Source organism: Cognatishimia sp. F0-27, from assembly GCF_020667845.1.
In the GTDB taxonomy this organism is placed as follows: Bacteria; Pseudomonadota; Alphaproteobacteria; order Rhodobacterales; family Rhodobacteraceae; genus JAFMPQ01.
The window spans coordinates 31623-51611 of record NZ_JAFMPQ010000038.1 but is presented as its reverse complement, the minus strand read 5'-3'; the positions used below and the strand labels follow the sequence as shown (position 1 = coordinate 51611).

The window sequence follows — 19989 nt, the reverse complement described above, 5'->3', positions numbered from 1 at the left end:
CGATCCGGTGCTGCATCTCGATGATATCGTCAAGACCTTCCCCGGCGTGCGGGCGCTGGACGGGGTGTCCTTCTCCGTCATGCCCGGCGAGGTCCACGCGCTGATGGGCGAGAACGGCGCGGGCAAGTCGACACTGATGAAAGTGCTCGGCGGGATCTATCAGCCCGATGGCGGCTCGATCCACGTGGGAAAGGAGAAAGTCACCATGTCCGGCCCGCTGGAGGCCAAGGCCAAGGGGATCGTCTTCATCCATCAGGAACTGAGCCTTGCCGAAGAACTGACCGTCGCCGAAAACATCTATCTCGGGGAGCTGCCCCGCAAGAGTTTCGGGCGTGTCGACTGGGCCACACTGGCCGACCGCACAAATGCGATCCTGAAAAAGCTGAATGTCGGGTTCGACGCGCGGACCCGCGTGGGGGACCTGTCCATTGCCAATCAGCAGATGGTGGAGATCGCCCGCGCTCTGACCGTGGACGCCAAGGCGGTGATCTTCGATGAACCCACCGCCTCGCTCACCGATGCCGAGAAGGTGGTGCTCTTCGACGTAATCGCCGATCTGCAAGCGACCGGGGTCGGGATCATCTATATCTCCCACCGCATGGAAGAGATCTTCAAGATCACCGACCGCATCTCGATCCTGCGCGATGGCCAGTATCAGGGCACCGTCAACACTGCCGACACCAACGAAGAGGCCGTCACCCAGATGATGATCGGCCGCACGCTCGATCTCAGCCGCAATGCATCGCATCACGAGCTCGGCGCGGTGGCGCTGGAGGTGCGCGGACTGAGCTGCGGCAAGCTCTATTCCGATATCAGCTTCGAGGTCCGCCGCGGCGAGGTGCTCGGCTTCTACGGCCTTGTCGGCGCCGGCCGGACCGAGATTGCCGAAACCCTCTTTGGCCTGCGTGACCCTTCCGCCGGCCAGATCCTGCTCGACGGCGAGCCGGTCCGCATCCAGTCCCCCGCCGACGCCATTGCCAAGGGCATCAGCCTCGTGCCCGAGGACCGCAAGGGCCAGGGCCTCGTCCTCGGTATGAACTGTCGCGACAACATGACCCTGCCGCAGGTCGATGACCTCAAATCCGGACCCTTCGTGGCCGAAGGCGCCGAGGTGGCAATCTTCGATCAGTATCGCGACAGGCTCGACATCCGCACGCCCGGCTGGAAGCAGCAGGTGGGCAACCTGTCCGGCGGCAACCAGCAGAAGATCGTCATCGGCAAATGGCTCTCCATGCATCCCAACGTGCTGATCGTGGACGAACCCACCCGCGGCATCGATGTCGGGTCGAAATCGGAGATCCACAAACTGCTGCGGGAACTTGCCGCGCAGGGCTATGCGGTCATGGTGATCAGCTCCGAAATGCCCGAGGTGCTGCATGTCTCCGACCGCATCGTCGCGATGTATTCGGGCCGCATCATGCGCAGCTTCACCTCTGACGAAGTCACCGAAGACAGCCTGATCCAGGCCATCTCTGGCCTTGGCGGCGGTCAGGCGGCGTGATGCGTGTGGGCTTTGCCGGCCTTGGGCGCATGGGCACACCCATGGCGCGCAACCTCGTGCACGCCGGCTTTGACGTGACGCTCTGGAACCGCTCGCCCGACAAGGCCATGGCGCTGGCCGGGACGCTGGGCTGCGCCGTGGCCGACACGCCGCGCGCGCTGTCCGACGCGGCGGAGGTTGTCGTCACCATGCTGGCCGACGATCCCGCCTCCGAATCCGTCCATGCCGGGCTCTTCACGGGCACCGCCCGCACCTATGTCGAGATGGGCACCATGAGCCCCGACCACATCCGCTGGCTCTGCGATGCCGCCCCGCCCGGAACACGGATCATCGATGCGCCCGTCTCCGGCGCGACACAGGCCGCAAGCGACGGCGCGCTGCTGATCATGGCGGGCTGCGATGCGGCAACCGCCGACCCGCTGCGCCCGGTCTTCGACGTTCTGGGCAGGCAGACGATCTGTCTGGGATCCCCCGGCGCGGGCGCGGTGATGAAGCTGGCGGTGAACGCGTTGATCCATGGCATCAACCAGACCCTCGCCGAAGCCATGACCCTGGCCGAGGCCGCGGGCATCGACACCGCACAGGCCTTTGACGTGATCGAGAACAGCGCCGCCTGCGCGCCGATGCTCAAATACCGCCGCCCGCTCTATCTGGACGAGGCCGCCCATGACGTCACCTTCACCGTCGCTCTCGCGCGCAAGGACATGGATGTCACCGCCGCGCTCGCGGCGACACTTGGCACCGCCATGCCGCAAGGCGCCGTGACGCGCGACATCCTCACAAGGGCCGAGGCCGCGGGCTATGGCGCGCGCGACATGGCCGCGATCCTGCCCTACATGCGAAAGGACCACCCATGACAGCAACGCAGGACGCCCCCGCGCCGAAAGCGGCCCTGTTCGTCGGCGGCTGGGAAGGCCATGCGCCGACGGAGTTTGCGGATTGGTATCGCGATCTTCTGGAGGCCAACGGCTTCGACGTCACGATCTACGACACGCTCGCTCCGCTGGAAAACCCCGAGGATCTCGCCGATCTTGACCTGATCACCCCGATCTGGTCCTCTGCGCGCTCCGGTCACCGCGAAGAGTTCGGCAACATGACCAAGGCCCAGGAGGACGGGTTGCTGGCGCTTGTGGGCGCAGGCTGCGGGCTTGCCGGGTGGCATGGTCACATGGGCGATGCTTTCCGCGATCGCCCGACCTATCATTTCCTCATCGGCGGGCAATTTGTGGCCCACCCGCCGGGCTGGCCCGACAATCTGCAACCGGCCGAGGATTACATCGACTACGACGTGACCATCTGCAAACCCGATGACCCGATCGTCGCGGGCATCCGCAGTTTCCGCCTGACATCAGAACAGTATTACATGCTCGTGGACCCCTCCAACGAGGTGCTGGCCACAACGACCTTCTCCGGCGACCATCTGTGGTGGATCGAAGGCACGGTCATCCCCGTGGTCTGGAAACGCCGCTGGGACAAGGGCCGCGTGTTCTATTGCTCCATCGGGCACGAGCTGGACGACCTCAGGACACCGCAGGTCACCGAAATCATCCGCCGGGGCGCGCTCTGGGCCGCAGCCGGCAAAAAAGAGACGAGCCATCGAAAGGACTTCGCATGAAACTTCTTCGCTACGGCGCGCCCGGCGCCGAGAAACCCGGCCTTCTCGACGCGGCCGGGCGGGTCCGCGATCTCTCCGGCGTGGTGCCCGATATCGCGGGCGAAACGCTTCGGCCCGAAGGCATCGCCGCGCTGCAAAAGCGCGATCCCGAGAGCCTGCCGCTTGTCGCGGGCACCCCGCAAGACGACCTGCGTCTTGGCCCCTGCGTCGGCGGGATCGGCAAGTATATCTGCATCGGGCTGAACTACGCGGATCACGCCGAAGAGGCGAACATGCCGATCCCCGAAGAGCCGATCATCTTCAACAAATGGACCTCCGCCGTGTGTGGCCCCAACGATCCCATCCAGATCCCGCGCGGCAGCACCAAGACCGATTGGGAAGTGGAACTCGGCATCGTGATCGGCAAGCCTGGCGTCTATATCGACGAGGCCAACGCGATGGATCACGTTGCGGGGTTCTGCGTCATCAACGACGTGTCGGAGCGCGACTATCAGCTCAACCGCGCCGGGACTTGGGACAAGGGCAAGGGCTGCGACACGTTCGGCCCCACCGGGCCGTGGCTTGTGACGCCCGACGAGGTGGAAGACATGGACGCGCTCGACATGTGGCTCGACGTGGACGGGGAACGGATGCAATCGGGCTCCACAGCGACGCTGATCTTCAAGATCCCGCATCTGGTGTCCTATTGCAGCCAGTTCATGAGTCTCCAGTCCGGGGACGTGATCTCCACCGGAACCCCGCCCGGCGTCGGCATGGGACAGAAGCCGCCGCGCTACCTCTCCGGAGGCGAAACCGTGTCGCTCGGCATTAGCGGTCTGGGCGAACAAAGAAGCCCGGTGCGCGCGCCGTCCTGAGCCGCGTCTGGCGCGCGGGTCGGGCGCGCTTGCGTCGTCCCGCAGGGGGGCGAGGCCTGTTGGCCGCTCGGCTGTTTGGTGCGCTGATAGCGGGACAGCGCTGTGGCGCGCCTTGGGGCGTCGGCGCGACGCGACCGGGTCGCGGGATGGACGCGACCGGGTCGCGCGGGATCGACGCGCTGGGGTCGCACTGGGCCTGCCCTCCGGGAGGGATGGTGCGGGCATCGGGCGGGTGAGCCCCGACGGGTCCTGTCCCGTCAAGGCGGTCGAAATCCCGGCGCTGCTCTCGCTGCGGCGCAGCAACGTCAAAAACGCCCCGGATGCAGACCGATGCGCTATCGATGCGCATGGAATGTGCATGGATTGTGCATCGCCTCTCTGACGCAAAACGGCGCGCCAATCGGGCGCGCCGTTGCTCTCTCGGGAAGCAGATCTTCGCCGTGCGCCCGCGCCCTCCGGCGCGGTTACTGTCCGCCGATCATTTCGGATTGCTTGACGATCACTTCGGCCTGCTTGATCGACGCAATATCCACAAGACGCCCCTTGTAGACGGTCGCACCTTCGCCCTTGGCCTTGGCCTCTTCCATCGCCGCGAGGATCTCGCGTGCTTCGCTCACCGCTGCGTCCGACGGGGTGAAGACTTCGTTGGCGATGCCCACCTGCTTGGGGTGGATCGCCCATTTGCCGACCATGCCCAGTGTTGCGGAGCGCAGCGCTTGCGCGCGGAAGCCCTCGTCATCGGAGAAATCGCCAAAGGGACCATCCACCGGCAGCACCCCGTGGGTCCGGCAGGCCGCGACGATGGCCGTCTGCGCCCAATGCCACGGATCGGACCAATGCTTCTGGCCTTCATGCAGCATGTAGTAGTTTTCCTGCGTGCCACCAATACCGGTAGTGGCCATGCCCATGGAGGCAGCGAAGTCAGCGGCGCCGAGGCTCATCGCCTGAAGCCGTGGCGAGGCGGCGGCGATTTCCTCCACGTGGGCGATGCCGGCGGCGCTCTCGATGATCACCTCGAAGGCCACGCGCTTGCTCCGCCCCTTTGCGGCTTCCACCGCCGTGACGAGCGCGTCCACCGCGTAAAGATCGCCTGCGCAGCCCACCTTCGGGATCATGATCTGGTCCAGCCGTTCAGGGGCAAGCTCCAAAAGGTCCACCACGTCGCGATACCAATAGGGCGTGTCGAGCCCGTTGATCCGCACCGACAGCCACTTGTTGCCCCAGTCGATATCGCCGATCGCTTCGACGATATTGGCCCGCGCGCTGTCCTTGTCCGACGGCGCCACGGAATCCTCGAGATCGAGATTGATCACATCCGCAGCCGAGTTCGCCATCTTCTCGAAAATCGCCGGTCGCGACCCCGGTCCGAAAAGCTGGCAACGGTTCGGACGGGCGGGCGGCGCGGGCTGCAGACGGAAACTCATGGATCAGACCTCTCGGTAAGGATATTTCGAATTGCTTGCGCGCAGAGTTATTAAATTGCGAATTGCTGCGCAAGCAAAACCGAACCGTTGCAGTGCAGCACCGCGCGCTGCCATGCGGCATCGGTGCACGATTCTTCGACAGATCTCTGGAATCTGCGCAGAATTTTTCGTGTGGCATCGCAATTGTGCAGAGAATGCAATGACATCCTGCGATTTGCGCGTCACCATGCCGGCAATGAAATGACCCGTGCGACCATGGAGAGTGCAATGATCCAGACCCCGTATCTTCTGTTTTTGGGCGATGCCCCGGACGCGCTCTCGGGCAAAGTGGCGCAGGGGATCAAGGATTGGCGTCCCGAGAACTGCGTGGGTCAGATTCGCATGGAAGGCTGCAAGGCAGATATCGGGCTTGCGGATCTCACCCTCGAAGAAGCCAAGGCCAGGGGGGCCAAGACGCTTGTGATCGGCGTGGCCAATCGCGGCGGCAAGATCAGCCAGGCATGGAAAAAGGTGCTTGTTGCCGCGCTCGAAGAGGGGTTCGATCTGGCCTCCGGGCTGCACAATCTCTTGCGTGATGAAAAGGACCTTGTTGCTGTGGCGGAAGCCACGGGCCAGGTGTTGCACGATGTGCGGGTTCCGGAGGTCGAATACCCGATCGCCACCGGCGAGAAACGACGCGGCAAACGCGTTCTGGCGGTCGGAACCGATTGTTCGGTGGGCAAGATGTACACCGCCCTTGCGCTTGACGCGGCGATGCGGGACATGGGCCAGAAGAGCACCTTCCGTGCCACCGGCCAGACCGGGATCCTGATCACCGGTGACGGGGTGCCGCTCGACGCGGTGGTCGCGGATTTCATGGCCGGGTCCATCGAATGGCTGACTCCGGACAACGATCCCGATCATTGGGATATCATCGAAGGCCAGGGCAGCCTGTTTCACGTCAGCTTTTCCGGCGTTTCCCTGGCCCTTGTTCACGGCGGCCAGCCCGACGCGCTGATCCTGTGTCACGAACCGACCCGCAGTCACATGCGCGGTCTGCCCGGCTACAAGCTCCCGAGCATCGAGGCGGTGCGGGACCTTTCGCTGCAACTGGCGCAAGTGGCCAACCCGGCTTGCCGTGTTGTTGGCGTTTCGATCAACACCCAGCACATGGGAGAAGAGGAAGCGACCCGGTATTGCGCCGAAGTCGAGGCCCGGCTTGGCCTGCCGACGGTCGACCCGTTCAGACACGGGGCCGCGCGTCTGGCGGAGGCGCTTGTCGCGCTGTAATCGCGCCCGGGGCGCCTGCGAGGATGCCATTGCGCCAGCGCAGGCATTGACGGAACAGTGTCGCCATGACAGCAGTCGGCAGACGCATGGGACAAGACACAAAGCACGGGAAACGCTCATGACTTTGACGGTATCGCGCGACGTATTCCAGTTGGCCGAAGCCTTCACGATCTCGCGCGGGTCTCGGACGGAGGCCCGGGTTCTGACCGTCCGGGTCAAGCGCGGCGATGCGCAGGGCTGGGGCGAATGTGTTCCGTATGCCCGTTACGGCGAGACGCTGGAGAGCGTGACGGCTCAGATCGAAGGGCTGCCCGAGGATGTGACGCGCGAGACGCTGCAAGACCTCCTGCCGCCGGGGGCGGCGCGCAATGCGGTGGACTGCGCGCTGTGGGATCTCGCGGCAAAGCAGGCGGGCAAACCGGTCTGGGCGCTGGCAGGGCTGCCGCGACCGGGGCCCGAGATCACGGCCTTTACCCTGTCGCTCGACACGCCGGAGCGTATGGAAGCTGCGGCCACACGCCATGCGCACCGCCCTTTGCTCAAGATCAAGCTGGGCACACCGGATGACATGGCGCGGCTTGAGGCGGTGCGGCGCGGCGCGCCGGAGGCGCGGATCGTCGTGGATGCCAATGAAGGCTGGAACGCCGCGGTCTATGCCGAGCTTGCTCCGCATCTGGTGCGGCTTGGTGTTGCGCTGGTCGAACAGCCCTTGCCGACCGGTGAGGACGATGCCTTGGCCGGGATCGACCGCCCGGTGCCTGTCTGTGCCGATGAGAGTTGTCATGACAGGGCGAGCCTGCCCGCGCTGGAAGGGCGCTACGACATGGTCAACATCAAGCTCGACAAGACCGGCGGGCTGACCGAGGCGCTGGCGTTGCGCGATGCAGCGCGTGCGCACGGCTATAGCGTGATGGTTGGTTGCATGGTGGGGTCATCGCTGGCCATGGCGCCCGCGGTGTTGCTGGCGCAGGGGGCGGCGGTCACCGATCTCGACGGCCCCTTGCTGCTCGCGGAGGATCGCCCGGTTCCCTTGCGGTTTGACGCGCAGGGCGTCCACCCGGCCGATCCCGCGCTTTGGGGGTAACAGCGCGGTCCTGCGACGGGCCGTGCTCTTGACAACATCCCTCCGGAGCGGGCCATCTGCCGGCCAGCATTGCCGCGAAATTGTATACCGTTACCGCAAGGAAAACCGCCATGACCCGCACCGTTTACGTCAACGGAGAGTATCTGCCCGAGCATGAGGCCAAGGTCTCCATCTTTGATCGCGCGTTCCTGATGGCGGATGGCGTGTACGAGGTGACAAGCGTTCTGGGCGGAAAGCTGATCGATTTTGCCGGGCACGCAAAGCGGCTCGACCGGTCGTTGACGGAGCTGGATATCCGCAAGCCGATCGAAACGGATGCGCTTCTGGAGGTGCATCGCGAACTGGTGCGGCTCAACGGGATCGAAGACGGGCTGATCTATCTCCAGATCACGCGCGGCGCGCCGGGGGATCGCGATTTCGTTTTCCCCGACCCGGAGACGACGAATCCGACCATCGTGCTATTCACCCAGGACAAGCCTGGTCTGGCGGACAGCCCTGCCGCGCGGACCGGGATGAAGATCATCTCCATCGAAGATCAGCGTTGGGGCCGGCGGGACATCAAGACAGTGCAGCTGCTCTATCCGTCCATGGGCAAGATGATGGCCAAGAAGGCCGGCGCCGATGACGCATGGATGGTTCAGGATGGCTATGTGACCGAAGGCACCTCCAACAATGCCTATTTCATCAAGGGCAACAAGATCGTCACACGCGCGCTGTCCAACGACATCCTGCACGGGATCACCCGGGCGGCTGTTCTGCGCTTTGCGCGCGAGGCGCAGATGGAAGTCGAGGAGCGCAACTTCACCATCGAAGAAGCGCAGAGCGCCGATGAGGCGTTCATCACGTCTGCTTCGGCCTTTGTGATGCCGGTTGTGGAGATCGACGGCGTGGCGCTAGGCGAAGGAACCCCGGGTGCCAGGGTCGCCCGGTTGCGCGAGATCTATCTCGATGAGAGCCGAAAGGCGGCGATCTGAGGCCGTGCCGGGCCTGTCCGCTGCGCCTAGCCGGCCCAGCGGGCGGCGGTCTCGCCCGCAAGCCGCCCGGTGGCGAAACAGGCGCTGAGCAGATAGCCCCCGGTCGGGGCATCCCAGTCGATCATCTCGCCGGCGCAGAAGGTTCCCGGCTTGTCGATGAGCATCAACCCGTCGTCCAGTGCGGTCCAGGGAACGCCGCCCACGGTCGAGATCGCCTCGTCAAGCGGGCGCAACCCTTGGTGCGAGACCGGCACGGCCTTGACGAGCCGGGCGAGCCTGTCGGCTTCCGTGGGGAGGGGGCGGGCGAATTCGTTCAGGAGCGCGATCGCCACGGGAGACAGGCCAAGCGCCTTGCGCAGGTGATTGCTCATGCTGGCCTTGCCGCGGGGACGGGCGAGACGATTGCGTACCGTATCGAGGTCGCGGTCCGGCGCGAGGTCAATGGAGAGCGGCTTGCCATTTCGGATTGCCGCGCTAAGCGGGTAGAGACCACCGCCCTCCAGCCCGCGTGCTGAGAGGATCGCTTCGCCCCGCGACACCGCATCGCCGGAACGGAACGCGACCGCCTTGAGCGGGGCGCCGAAATGGCGCGCCATCGCGGGAGACCACGCGACGACCAGGCCCGCATTCGATGCCGCGAAGGGCACGGATTCAAGTCCCTGCTCCGCGAAGTGATGCCGCCAGGTTCCGTCCGACCCCAGCCGCGCCCATGACCCGCCGCCAAGCGCGAGCACGGTTGCGTGCGGGCGCAGGGTCACGTGCCCCTCGGGCGTGTCAAAGCGCAATGCGTCATCCGTCGCCCATCCTTGCCAGCGCCAGCGGGTGTGACGCGTCAACCCTTGCGCATCGAGCCGTTCGAGCCAGGCGCGCAGCAGCGGTGACGCTTTCATCACCGCCGGAAAAAGCCGCCCCGTCGAGCCGGTGAACGTGTTCTGCCCCAGGCCGTCCGCCCAGTCACGGACCGCTGCCGGTCCGAAAGCGCGCAATGCAGCGCGCAGACGCGGCTCCGCAAGGCCGTAACTGGCAAGGAACGGCCCCATGGCTTGCATCTTCGTCAGGTTGAGCCCTGATTTGCCCGCCATCAGAAACTTGCGCCCGATGGATGGTTTGGCTTCGACAAGCGTCGCCGGTTGGCCGGCGTCGAGCACTGCCTGCGCCGCCATCAGGCCCGCCGGCCCACCGCCGATGACCAGAACGCCGTCCAAGGCTCAGGACTCCTTGGCATTGCGCATCTCGATCACGCGATGCGGGTAGGGAATTTCGATGTCGTGATCCCGGAGGGCGTTCCAGATCAGGAACAGCACGTCGGACGCATATTTGTTCTTGCCGTCGTCAATCCCGTTGACCCAGAACTCGACCCCGAAATCGACACCGGACTCTCCAAAGCCGCGCAGCTCGCAATCGGGCGGTTCGGGGCTGTCGAGCACGCCGGGATGGGTGGCGACCGCGGCTTCGATAATGGCGGGCACCTTGTTGATATCGGTATCGTAGCTCACGGAGAAATCGACCTCGATCCGGTTCGCACTGCCCTGATCGGAGTAGTTGATGACGCGGGTCGTGATGAAATCCTCGTTCGGCACCACGATCCAGCGCCCGTCAAAGGTTTCGAGGATCATCGCACGCGCGGTGGTCTTGACGATGGTGCCGGCCTCGCCATTGTCGAGTTCCACGTAATCGCCAACCGTGGCTTGCCCCTCCAGCAGCAGGATCACGCCGGATATGTAGTTGGCCGCGATCTTTTGCAGACCAAAGCCGAGGCCGACGCCGATGGCACCGCCGAGCACGGCCAGCGAGGTGAGCGGGATCCCCATGATGTTCATCAACAACAGGAACGCGATCCCGAAAATCATCAGCTCCGCGGCCTTTGCCGCAAGCTGCTTGGTGGCGGGGCGCATCTCCTCCTGTCGCTCGATATAGCTGCCGGTCTGATCGTTCGACCAACGCCCAAGCCAGAACAGGATCGAGCCGGCAATGGCACCACGGATCAACGCCATGAGCGAGAAGGTGATATTGCCGATCCCCACGGTCGTTTCGCTGAGCCGCAGGATGGCCACGTCCAGCAACCCGAGCGCATAGAGCGCGGCGACCGGGATCAGGATGTACCGCCCGAGCAGTTTCAGAAACGGATCCGTGATGATTTCGCGGACCAGAATGCGGGCCGCGAGAAACAGGAAGAGACGTTTGCCGAACGCAATCACCGCACCGGATCCGAAGATCGAGCGCGTGATCTGTTCTCCGATCCCGATCAGCACATAGGCCAGAAGCGGCAGCAGCAACGGGACGAACATCAACAAGAAACGCCGTGCCGTGGCGAGGATATGGGTTTGTTCTGCCGGTGGCGTAAGCAGGCGGGACAGAACCGGGCGCAACCGCCGCGTCAGCCACCAGGCGAGCACGAATGCGACAATCAATAACCCGAACTGCGACCAGGCCGCCGGCGACAACGCCCAGCCCTTGGCAATCTCCCAGCCCTGAAGCCCGTAGCCCGCCATGCGCTGCACGATCTCCGGCTGTGCGCCCAGGTCAATGTTCAGCCAATCCATTTGCACCCCCTTGAACCAGGCGCGACGCGCGCCAGCTCAGACATGTTGTCCAGAGACCAGAGAGCGTTGCGCGTGTCCGATCCCGTTTGCCCGCTTTGCGGGCGTAGTATTCCCCCTGAGGCCAAGCAGAGCCTGCACCACCTCACGCCAAAGCTGAAAGGGGGAAAAGGCGGCCCGGTCGTTCTCTTGCACCAGATTTGCCATAATGAGATCCATGCGCGGTTTACAGAGGCCGAATTGGCGCGGGACCTCAACACGCCGGAGGCGCTCCGCGCACATCCCGAGATGCAGGGCTTTCTGCGGTGGGTCGCAAAACGACCGCCGACCTTTCACAGCCGCAGCGCCGGCGGACGACGCAAACGCTGACCGCCTCTGGAGAGCCCCGCCGCGCGGCGACAGAGGCCGGACGGCGATCAACGGGTGGTGGCCACGTCGCATTACTGCGGCCAAGTCAGTGTCAGCACGGCCAGGTCACGGTGCGTGCTCTTGGCGGCTGCGTCGCAGGGGGCGGTCAATTGACCTTTCGGCGCAAAATCTCCGGCAAGCGGGTGGGCTGTCCATCCAGCGTTGCACAGACCGCTGTCACCTCCGCCCGGAACACTGTCGTGCCGGCGCGCCGCACCTCTTGCGTCATCACCAACCGCACACCGGTCATGGAGCGGACTTCCGTCACAACCTCCAGCGCGTCGTCATACTTTGCCGCGGCAAGATAGTCGGCTTCGATCCTGCGCACCACGAAGACGATCCCGTCTTCGCGCATGGCGTTCTGGTCCAGCCCCTGTTCCTTGACCCAGTCCGAACGGGCGCGCTCGATGAATTTCAGGTAGTTCGCATGATAGACAATGCCGGCCATATCCGTGTCTTCGTAGTAGACGCGAACGGGAAAAACATGGGACATGGCGCGCTCCGGATTGCCTTTGCCCGGACACTAGGCGCAGCGCACGGGGCAGGGCAACCCTGTCGGGAAGGCGTGTCGGCGTATCGCGTCCATGACCCCGGCGCGCGCGTATCGGAGAAGGCGCGGCATTCGTCGGGAAAGTCGAAGGCCAGCGTTCAAGCCTCTGTCGCCAAACCTCAAAGCAGGGCCCGGTGACAGGTTGCAGCGCATTGCAGGGACTGGCCCATCTCACTGCCAATGGGGTGGTGTGCGGCCATCCCCTTTCCCGCGCGAAAGCGGCTGCGCTACGCGTTTTGAACCCCGGAAAGCCGAAGGTTTATCCCTGGCCCAGTGGATCGCCGGACAGCTGGGGCAGCGTCGCAGATCGAAGGCATTCCGGGCAATCGAAAGCGGCGGCGGTCGGCTGGGAGAATGCGGCCTTTGATGGTCGATCGAGCGATGGACGGTGTCGTGGCGAGGGGCAATGCGCGCCGCACAGCCTTGGTGGCCGTTTGAGTCGTGCGTCCGGGCATGCCCTGCGGATGGGCGCTCGCATCAATGACGCGCGACGGTAGCCTCTTTTGGGGACCCTTGAGACGGGTCGGTTCGCAACAGGTCCTATGTTAAGCGGACCGGGGGATCTTGTCCCGGCTCTTTGCATGTGCGCGCCAGCAAACGAGAGGCTTGCGCGCAAGCATCATCCCAGCAAAAAGCGGCGCAGGATCGCCCGCGCCGCTTTTTCGATTTCTCGCAGGTGTCGATGGTCAGGCCGCTTTTTCCGCCTCAGCCCATTCCCACGGGCGCACGAAATCGCCCAGGACCTGTGCCACATCCGCCTCAGACGCGCCGTTGGGCGTGACCTGCGCAACCAGCCCGCGCTTCTTGTCGTCCACAACCGCCACGACCCGTGCGGCGACACCCGCTTCTTCTAGGGCGCCGTTGTAAACCCGCGTTATCGCGTGTTTGCGCAGGTCGGGTTTGAAAACCTTGCCGACGGCGGTCTTTGGCAGCTCGGGCAGAATGGTCATGTGCTTGGGATGTGCTGCGCGTTCATGCACATGGGTGCGCGCATGTTCGAGCAGGTCTTCCGAGCTGACGGTCGCACCGGCGACAAGCTCCACAAAAGCGCAAGGCACTTCGCCGGCGCGCGCATCCGGTTGGCCGATGGCGCCGGCCACCGCGACAGCGGGGTGGCTCAGGAGCGCATCCTCGATTTCCGCAGGGTCGATATTGTGCCCGCCCCGTATAATCAGGTCCTTCGCGCGGCCCGTGATCCAGAGATAGCCATCCGCGTCGATGCGGCCAAGATCGCCGGTTCGCAAATAGCGGTCCCAGTGGAACAGATCCGCATTCTTGTCCTGTTCGGTGTAGGTCCCCCCCGGAATAACGCCGGGATTGTCGACGCAGATCTCGCCGATCTCGTCCACGGCGCATTCTTTCGGCTCGCCGCCGCCCCCGCTGCCGTCACCGATCTTGACGATTTTCACGTCCGTATAGGGAAAGGGCAGACCGACAGAGCCGATCTTCTTTTCGCCATCCGGTGGATTGATCGCCACGAGGCAGGTTGCTTCGGTCATGCCGTAGCCTTCACAAATCGACAGGCCGCACACGTCCTCGAAGCGTTTGAACAGCTCCTGAGGCATGGGCGCCGAACCGGAGATCGCGAATTTGACCGAGGAGATGTCGGCGTCGACCTTGCGCTGCATCAACGCCGCGACGGCGGTGGGCACGGTGATGATATAGGTCACATTCCAGCGCTCGCAGAGCTTCCAGAAATTGTCCATCACCCCTTCGCCGCGATAGCCTTGCGGCGTCGGGAAGACCACGTGGCTCCCTGCGGCCATGGCCGACATCAAGAGCGCCTGCGTTGCCATGACGTGAAAGAGCGGCAGCGGGCAGATCATCGTGTCGTTCTCGGTAAACAGCACCGTGTCACCGAGGAACCCGTTGTAAATCATACCGGAATACTTGTGCTGCGCCACTTTCGGCATGCCGGTGGTGCCGCCGGTATGGAAGTAGGCCGCCACGCGGTCCGACGTGCTGTCAGCGAATTGCAGCGTCTTGGGGTGCTTGGCGACTTCCTTGTTGAAGTCAAGGTAATCGGCATGGCGCTGGCCCTCGAGCTTGGGCCGGATCAACGGCACAATCCAGCTTTTCGGCGGCGTCAGGTACCGGTTGAGGTCGACCTCGAGAACGGTGTCGACGTCGGGCGCGTGCCGGACAGCCTCTTGCACCTTCTGCGCGACATCGGTTTTCGGAAATGGCTTGAGCGTCACGACCACCTTGGCGCCGGTCTCGCGCAGGATCGACGCGATCTGTTCCGGTTCGAGCAGCGGATTGATCGGGTTCACGATGCCGGCCACGCAGCCACCGAGCAGCGTGAGCACCGTTTCGGTCGCGTTCGGCAGCACATAGGCCACAACGTCGCTTTCGCCGATCCCAAGCGAGCGCAGCAGGTTCGCTGTCTGGGCAGTCTTGTCGCGCAGCTCCGCCCATGTCAGTGTTTCGGCCTTGTCTTTCGGCCCAGACAGAAGCTGATAGCTGATGGCGGGTTGCGCAGGATGGGCTTCGGCCGTCTTGCTCAATCGGTCCCAGATGGTCGTCGACAGCGCTCTGTCTGCCCAGGCGCACTCCGCCTCGATCCTCGCGCGATCGGCGATCCCTGCATAGGTCATTGTCATGGTCCTCCCCTGGCCGCCGCCCCTGTCGGGCGTGCGTTTCTTTGGCTTTGACTGAACGGTAAAATCCCGCGCAGTGTGAAAATCTTTCCCGGTTCTGGCAAGGCTAATGGACGCAGCGGAAAAGGCCAATGACGCAGCGTTTTTGAGGCGATGCGCTCAGGAGAGGTGACGAACGACCGGGTCGATGGGCTTCAGGTCCAAGCCGAGCAGCGACTCGAGACCCTGTGCGATCTGGAGCAGGCGCGCTTCGCCGCGCGGTTGCCCGATCAGCTGGATCCCGACGGGCATCCCGTCCGGGTCAAAACCGAGCGGCAGGGACAGGGCCGGAAGCCCGCAGAGGGTTGCCGGGAAGGCGAAGCGCAGCCAATCGAGGTAATCGACGCTCTCCTGTCCGTCGACCTCGGGCGGATACTCAAACTCCACAGGCAACGGACCTATGCCGCTCACCGGGCAGGCGAGCACATCATAGCGCGAAAGAAAGGCGCGGAAGCGGTCGTAGATCTGTGAGCGCAGCGTCATCGCCGCGGCCACGGCATCCATGCTTTGGTTGCGCCCTTCGGTAATGTTCTGGGCCAGGGTCGCCTTGTAGTGGCGGTTGACGCTCTCCGGCACGTCGCGCTCGCCGGTCCAGAAGCTGAATGCGCGCAGCGTGCGAAAGCAGCGGTCGATCCCGTCGGCATCGGGCGCGTCCTCGATCACGTCGAAGCCGGTGCCGTTCAGCCGCGCGAGTCCGGCGGCCAGGGTTTCGCGGATGGCCGGGGTCACCGGTGCGAGCCCGCCCATGTCCGGTGCAAAGGCGATGCGCACCGGGCCAGGGTCGCGCAGGCAAGCAGCCAGATAAGAGCCCGAAGGCGGGTGGGAAATCGGAGAGATCGGGTCAAATCCGGTCAAGGCGTCGAGGAACAGGGCGCAATCGGCCACGTTGCGCGCCATGGGGCCTTGAACCGACAATGTATCGAAACCTTGTGCAGAATCGTTGGCCACCAGTCCGGGAGAGGGGCGCAGGCCGACCACGCGGTTGAAGCTTGCCGGCGTGCGCAGCGAGCCACCGAGATCCGATCCATGGCTGAGCCACGCCTCACCGACCGCAAGGCTGACCGCCGCGCCGCCGGAAGAGCCGGCCGCATTCATGCGCGTGTCCCACGGGTTGCGTGTTGGCCCGAAAACCGCGTTGAACGTGTTTGCGCCGGCACCGAATTCGGGCGTGTTGGTCTTGCCGATGACAATGCCGCCGCGATCCTCGATCCGCGCGACAAGCGCCGCCGAATGCGTGGGCACAAACTCTGCGAAGGCTTTCGTGCCCCACGTGGTGCGCACGCCTGCGACCGGGGTGAGGTCCTTGATCCCGACGGGCAGGCCGGCCAGCAAGCTGAAGCGATCAACCGCGCCGGCGGCCTCTCGTGCGCGCTCGGGGCAAACGGTGACGGTGGCGTTCACGGAGGGTGAAACGGCGGCGATCCGGGTCAGACTCGCCTCGATCAGGGCGTGGGGCGATAATTCGCCGCGTTGCAAAAATCCCACAGCTTCACGGGCTGTCAAGCTGCAAATCGGGTCGCCCGTAAAGGTGGTCGACGGGCCTTCAGTTGTCATGCGACGGGGAATCCGGCTCGCAGAAGAGCCGGTGCAACAAGGATATCACCTCTGACGTTTCCGCGCCCTTGAGACTGTAATAGATCGTTTTGCCATCGCGTCTGGTCTGCACCAGATTCTCGTCGCGTAACCGGGCGAGCATCTGGCTGACAGCGGCCTGACGGATGTTCAGAAGCTCTTCCAGCTGACCGACGGAAAGCTCGCCCTCGCACAGATGACACAGGATCATCAATCGGCCTTCATGTGCGAGTGTTTTCAAGAACTTGGCCGCCATCCGGGAGTTTTCTGCCATAGCGGTTGCCGGCGTAGGCACAGAAGGCGAGCCGCAGCAAGCGGCATCGTCTTGTGCATTCGAGTCACTAACAGCGGCAGTCACGGTTTCGTCCTTCTCAATAGCTTTTGCGCAGCTTCGGGACTGAAGCGGTGCGGAGCTTGGCGGGCCTCACGAACGCACCGAGGCTCAGGTTTCAAGCGGCGGCGCGCCTCCGGCGAATGCATTTGCCTGCGCATAATTGCAAGGCGCGTCCTGCATCTGCAAGTGCAGGCCTGAGCCATCGTAAGGATGCGCGCGGGCCAACGAATCGTCAATGTCGATCCCGAGCCCCGGTTCTTGCGGCGGCGTGATGTATCCATCCTCGACGGTGATGCCGCCCTTGATCAGCGCGTGGTGGAACGGCGTTTCGATGGTTTCCGCGATCAACAGGTTCGGGATCGTGGCGGCGAGGTGCACATTCGCGGCCCATTCCACGGGCCCGGCGTAGAGATGCGGCGCCATCTCCGCGTTGAAGCTTTCGGCGAGCGCAGCGAGCTTGCGCGCCTCCCAGATCCCGCCAACGCGCCCCAGTGCCGGTTGCAGGATGCGTGCCCCGCCCGAGCGCAGCACGGTGGCGAATTCCGATCGTGTGCAAAGCCGTTCGCCGGTTGCCACGGGGATGCGCACCGCGCGCGCCACCTCGCCGTATTCGAGCAGGTTGTCGGGCGGGATCGGCTCTTCGAACCACAGCGGGTTGTATGGCTCGATGGCTTGCCCGAGCCGGATTGCGCCGCCGGTGGTGAATTGCCCATGCGTGCCAAAGAGCAGGTCGGCCCGGTCCCCAACCGCCTCGCGGATCGCTTTGCAAAAGGCGACCGATTGCGCGATGTCGCCCATGGCCGGTTGGTGGCCGCCGCGCATGGTATAGGGACCGGCGGGGTCGAATTTCACCGCCGTGTACCCGCGTTCCAAGCAGTCCAGCGCGCTTTCGGCGGCCTGCTCAGGACTGCCCCAGAAAGCATCCATCGGACGATGATGCGGCAGCGGATACAGGTAGGTATAAGCGCGCACACGCTCGTTCATCATCCCGCCCAGAAGCGCCCAGACAGGGCGGTTGCGCGCTTTGCCGACAATATCCCAGCAGGCAATCTCGAGGCCCGAAAACGCGCCCATCACCGTCAGGTCCGGCCGCTGCGTGAAGCCGGAGGAATAGGTGCGCCGAAACATCCGCTCAACATTTTCGGGGTTTTCATCCATGAAGTAGCGGGAGAACACGTCCGTGATGACCGCGCGCATCGCCTCCGGCCCGACGGACGCGGCATAGCATTCGCCCCAGCCGGTGATGCCGTCGTCCGTGGTGAGCTTGACAAGAATCCAGTAGCGCCCGCCCCATCCCGGCGCGGGTGGTGCGGTCACGATGATATCGAGATCTGTGAGTTTCATGTCGGGGCTCCGTCAGGGGCGCACAGGGCAAGGCGGACAGGATGGGCCGCCCGAACCGGGCGAGGCGCGCGGGATCCGCGCGAAGAGCGCGCCGCGTGCGCTGGGCGTTCGGCGGCGCTCATGCCTCTGCCCCCGGACCCAGATGCCGGTCGACCACACGACGGACCATCGGCGCGAAATGCCCATAGTCGGGTGTGATCATCTCCGGATCCTTGCCGGCTTCGTCGAGATAGCGCACCTGGATGATCCGTTCGAGATTGGGGTTCGTTTCGAACTTCGCCACCTCTTCGGGCGACATCGGCCCGCCTTGCAGAATCAAGGAGTGTTTCGACGCCTCCGAAAGCCGGTCGTTGTAGCTTGGTCGCGTTGCGCACAGATACCGCTTTGCCGCAACGTGATAGCGCACACAGTCGGTCACGATCGACGGAAAGAAGTCCGCAAGCACCTCCGCACCCGCATCCTCGTGGTAGCGGTCCTGGGTATCCTGCATGGAAAACGTGCCGAATTCAGATGTGAAATGGCCGATATCATGCAGCAGCGCCGCGACGATCACCTCTTCCGGAAGGCCCTGCTGTTCGGCCAGCCATGCGCCTTGCAGCATGTGCTGCGCCATGGTGACCGGCTCGCCGAGATATCCCGCGTCGCCGCAACGCTCGAAGATGTCGCCCAGAAAGTCGACAATCGTGTCGCGGGTCGGGCCGGCCTTGGTCGCTGCATCTGTGGCTCTGTTCACGCCCGCGGTACCGTCTTTTGCCTCTGGTCCGCTCATGTCTGTGACTCCAGTGCGGCAAGCGTCGAGTAAAGCCCGTCGCGATCCGCATAACAGCCCTGAAGCCAGCGCGATCCTTCACCGGAATAGCCGCGCCGGGCATGCAAGACCCGGCGATTGTCGACGATGAAGGCTTCTCCCGGCGCAAGCTTGAACGCGACCTGCTGGTCCGGGTCGTCGACGATCTGCGCATACCGCCGTGCCGCGCGATAATAGCCGGGCATCGCATCGTAGGGCACATCCACCAGCGGGGCCGAGGAGCGCGCGTTGAAGCGCACTTCTTCCAGCATCCCGTCAGGCGAAAGCCCGATCATCGGCTTGCGGGTTTGCAGGCGCACCCCGGCTTCCCCGGCATAATCGAACCGCGCCGGGTAGCGCGCGAGAAGGGAAAACCCCTCGGGGTCTTCTTGTCGCAGGCGCAGGGCCGCGGCAAACCCGTCCACCACCATGCTGTCGCCACCCGATGCGGAATTCTCGATGCAGGCGAGGATTTGCAGGGTCGGCACAGGGTCTCTGTAAGGATTGTCCGTATGCGCCTGTAATCCCAGACCGGTATAGGCGAGGTTGACCGGATTCACCTCTGTGCGCACTTCGAAATGGCGGCCATAATTGGTTTCGCGCACATAGCCGAACAGATCGACGATATCGAACAGCGCCCCGCTTTGCGCGCGCAAACCCGTGACCTTGGCGAAGCCGAAACGGCGCACCGCCGCGAGCCAGTCGCGCAGCGCGGCCCGATCCGATTGCAGCGTGCCCAGAGCGCAGACAGGCACGGTTTCGCTCAGCGCGGCGTCCCATATCTCGGCGGTTTGCGGCAGGACTGTCTCGCTGCGTGCCCGGTCATAGGTATGGGCATCGAGCCATTTGCGCGGAAAGCGGACGGTCTTGCCATCTTCGGCGAAGGTGCACAGCACCGCATCGCCCGCCGCTTCGGCCGCGCTCAGGCGCGGATCATCGGGCAGGTCGTTAAGCGTGATGCGTTTTTGCCCGTTGCCGGGGTCGCGCGTCTCCGGATCAAGCGCGTTGTCGCGCAGCCAGATGGCGTGAAACCGGCTCTCTCCGACACGCAGCGCGCGTCCCTCATCCATTATCTGAATATCGGTCACAGCATT

The 19989-nt window shown here is 64.3% G+C and carries 18 protein-coding genes; 8 read left to right on the top strand and 10 right to left on the bottom strand.

Features of this window, described 5'->3' with window-relative positions; genetic code table 11:
• The first annotated feature begins 7 nt into the window (after positions 1–7).
• From J1C49_RS17825 to J1C49_RS17810, 4 genes are read left to right on the top strand one after another with little or no spacing between them, the layout of a single operon-like run.
• Positions 8–1501 carry a sugar ABC transporter ATP-binding protein gene (locus tag J1C49_RS17825; protein WP_227447196.1) on the top strand — a complete coding sequence of 498 codons (1494 nt, stop codon included), beginning with the start codon at positions 8–10 and terminating at the stop codon, positions 1499–1501.
• Positions 1501–2358: an NAD(P)-dependent oxidoreductase gene (locus J1C49_RS17820; RefSeq protein WP_227447191.1), complete on the top strand. Its 858-nt coding sequence runs from the start codon at positions 1501–1503 to the stop codon at positions 2356–2358. The genes J1C49_RS17825 and J1C49_RS17820 overlap by 1 nt, the downstream gene beginning before the upstream one ends.
• Positions 2355–3116, top strand: a complete 762-nt coding sequence (locus J1C49_RS17815) for a ThuA domain-containing protein (protein WP_227447190.1) — start codon at positions 2355–2357, stop codon at positions 3114–3116. The genes J1C49_RS17820 and J1C49_RS17815 overlap by 4 nt, the downstream gene beginning before the upstream one ends.
• Positions 3113–3970, top strand: coding sequence for a fumarylacetoacetate hydrolase family protein (locus J1C49_RS17810; RefSeq protein WP_227447189.1), 858 nt, complete (start codon positions 3113–3115; stop codon positions 3968–3970). Before J1C49_RS17815 ends, J1C49_RS17810 begins: the two co-directional genes overlap by 4 nt.
• A gap of 464 nt (positions 3971–4434) precedes the next feature.
• On the opposite strand, the gene J1C49_RS17805 is transcribed toward J1C49_RS17810, so the two are convergent.
• Positions 4435–5394, bottom strand: coding sequence for an L-malyl-CoA/beta-methylmalyl-CoA lyase (locus J1C49_RS17805; protein WP_227447188.1), 960 nt, complete (start codon positions 5392–5394; stop codon positions 4435–4437).
• A 267-nt stretch (positions 5395–5661) separates the two neighbouring features.
• On the opposite strand from J1C49_RS17805, the gene dgcN reads away from it, so the two are divergent.
• The 3 genes from dgcN to J1C49_RS17790 all read left to right on the top strand — a co-directional run bounded on the left by dgcN (position 5662) and on the right by J1C49_RS17790 (position 8721).
• Positions 5662–6663, top strand: a complete 1002-nt coding sequence (gene dgcN / locus J1C49_RS17800; RefSeq protein WP_227447187.1) for an N-acetyltransferase DgcN — start codon at positions 5662–5664, stop codon at positions 6661–6663.
• 118 nt (positions 6664–6781) lie between these two features.
• The gene (dgcA, locus tag J1C49_RS17795; RefSeq protein ID WP_227447186.1) at positions 6782–7747 is read left to right on the top strand and encodes an N-acetyl-D-Glu racemase DgcA; all 966 of its coding nucleotides are present in this window, start codon (positions 6782–6784) and stop codon (positions 7745–7747) included.
• 110 nt (positions 7748–7857) lie between these two features.
• Positions 7858–8721: a D-amino-acid transaminase gene (locus J1C49_RS17790; RefSeq protein WP_227447185.1), complete on the top strand. Its 864-nt coding sequence runs from the start codon at positions 7858–7860 to the stop codon at positions 8719–8721.
• 26 nt (positions 8722–8747) lie between these two features.
• Here the strand turns inward: J1C49_RS17790 and J1C49_RS17785 are convergent, their stop codons facing one another.
• Positions 8748–9926, bottom strand: a complete 1179-nt coding sequence (locus tag J1C49_RS17785) for a TIGR03862 family flavoprotein (protein ID WP_227447184.1) — start codon at positions 9924–9926, stop codon at positions 8748–8750.
• Between the two features lie 3 nt (positions 9927–9929).
• Positions 9930–11264: a mechanosensitive ion channel family protein gene (locus tag J1C49_RS17780; protein WP_227447183.1), complete on the bottom strand. Its 1335-nt coding sequence runs from the start codon at positions 11262–11264 to the stop codon at positions 9930–9932.
• Between the two features lie 72 nt (positions 11265–11336).
• Between J1C49_RS17780 and J1C49_RS17775 the strand changes: the two genes are divergently transcribed.
• Positions 11337–11630 (top strand): HNH endonuclease, encoded by a 294-nt coding sequence (locus tag J1C49_RS17775; RefSeq protein ID WP_227447182.1) that lies wholly within the window; start codon positions 11337–11339, stop codon positions 11628–11630.
• A 145-nt stretch (positions 11631–11775) separates the two neighbouring features.
• On the opposite strand, the gene ybgC is transcribed toward J1C49_RS17775, so the two are convergent.
• The 7 genes from ybgC to J1C49_RS17740 all read right to left on the bottom strand — a co-directional run bounded on the left by ybgC (position 11776) and on the right by J1C49_RS17740 (position 19965).
• Positions 11776–12162, bottom strand: a complete 387-nt coding sequence (gene ybgC / locus J1C49_RS17770) for a tol-pal system-associated acyl-CoA thioesterase (RefSeq protein ID WP_227447181.1) — start codon at positions 12160–12162, stop codon at positions 11776–11778.
• 743 nt (positions 12163–12905) lie between these two features.
• Positions 12906–14816 carry an acyl-CoA synthetase gene (locus J1C49_RS17765; RefSeq protein WP_227447195.1) on the bottom strand — a complete coding sequence of 637 codons (1911 nt, stop codon included), beginning with the start codon at positions 14814–14816 and terminating at the stop codon, positions 12906–12908.
• A 162-nt stretch (positions 14817–14978) separates the two neighbouring features.
• A complete protein-coding gene (locus J1C49_RS17760; protein WP_227447180.1) occupies positions 14979–16412 on the bottom strand; it encodes an amidase in 1434 nt (477 codons plus the stop codon).
• Entirely contained in the window at positions 16402–16704 is a 303-nt protein-coding gene (locus J1C49_RS17755; protein ID WP_227447179.1) for a helix-turn-helix transcriptional regulator, read from the bottom strand. The genes J1C49_RS17760 and J1C49_RS17755 overlap by 11 nt, the downstream gene beginning before the upstream one ends.
• A gap of 168 nt (positions 16705–16872) precedes the next feature.
• Complete coding sequence (locus J1C49_RS17750; protein WP_227447178.1) at positions 16873–18108, bottom strand: mandelate racemase/muconate lactonizing enzyme family protein; 1236 nt, start codon at positions 18106–18108, stop codon at positions 16873–16875.
• Positions 18109–18226: 118 nt separating this feature from the next.
• Positions 18227–18841, bottom strand: coding sequence for an HD domain-containing protein (locus J1C49_RS17745; RefSeq protein ID WP_227447177.1), 615 nt, complete (start codon positions 18839–18841; stop codon positions 18227–18229).
• A 32-nt stretch (positions 18842–18873) separates the two neighbouring features.
• The gene (locus tag J1C49_RS17740) at positions 18874–19965 is read right to left on the bottom strand and encodes a TauD/TfdA family dioxygenase (RefSeq protein ID WP_227447194.1); all 1092 of its coding nucleotides are present in this window, start codon (positions 19963–19965) and stop codon (positions 18874–18876) included.
• Positions 19966–19989: the final 24 nt, after the last annotated feature.

Coding starts and splice junctions, on each gene's coding strand:
- J1C49_RS17820 (WP_227447191.1), top strand. CDS start 1,501: ATGCGTGTGGGCTTTGCCGGCCTTGGGCGCATGGGCACACCCATGGCG.
- J1C49_RS17815 (WP_227447190.1), top strand. CDS start 2,355: ATGACAGCAACGCAGGACGCCCCCGCGCCGAAAGCGGCCCTGTTCGTC.
- J1C49_RS17810 (WP_227447189.1), top strand. CDS start 3,113: ATGAAACTTCTTCGCTACGGCGCGCCCGGCGCCGAGAAACCCGGCCTT.
- J1C49_RS17805 (WP_227447188.1), bottom strand. CDS start 5,394: ATGAGTTTCCGTCTGCAGCCCGCGCCGCCCGCCCGTCCGAACCGTTGC.
- dgcN (WP_227447187.1), top strand. CDS start 5,662: ATGATCCAGACCCCGTATCTTCTGTTTTTGGGCGATGCCCCGGACGCG.
- dgcA (WP_227447186.1), top strand. CDS start 6,782: ATGACTTTGACGGTATCGCGCGACGTATTCCAGTTGGCCGAAGCCTTC.
- J1C49_RS17790 (WP_227447185.1), top strand. CDS start 7,858: ATGACCCGCACCGTTTACGTCAACGGAGAGTATCTGCCCGAGCATGAG.
- J1C49_RS17780 (WP_227447183.1), bottom strand. CDS start 11,264: ATGGATTGGCTGAACATTGACCTGGGCGCACAGCCGGAGATCGTGCAG.
- ybgC (WP_227447181.1), bottom strand. CDS start 12,162: ATGTCCCATGTTTTTCCCGTTCGCGTCTACTACGAAGACACGGATATG.
- J1C49_RS17765 (WP_227447195.1), bottom strand. CDS start 14,816: ATGACCTATGCAGGGATCGCCGATCGCGCGAGGATCGAGGCGGAGTGC.
- J1C49_RS17760 (WP_227447180.1), bottom strand. CDS start 16,412: ATGACAACTGAAGGCCCGTCGACCACCTTTACGGGCGACCCGATTTGC.
- J1C49_RS17755 (WP_227447179.1), bottom strand. CDS start 16,704: ATGGCAGAAAACTCCCGGATGGCGGCCAAGTTCTTGAAAACACTCGCA.
- J1C49_RS17750 (WP_227447178.1), bottom strand. CDS start 18,108: ATGAAACTCACAGATCTCGATATCATCGTGACCGCACCACCCGCGCCG.
- J1C49_RS17740 (WP_227447194.1), bottom strand. CDS start 19,965: ATGGATGAGGGACGCGCGCTGCGTGTCGGAGAGAGCCGGTTTCACGCC.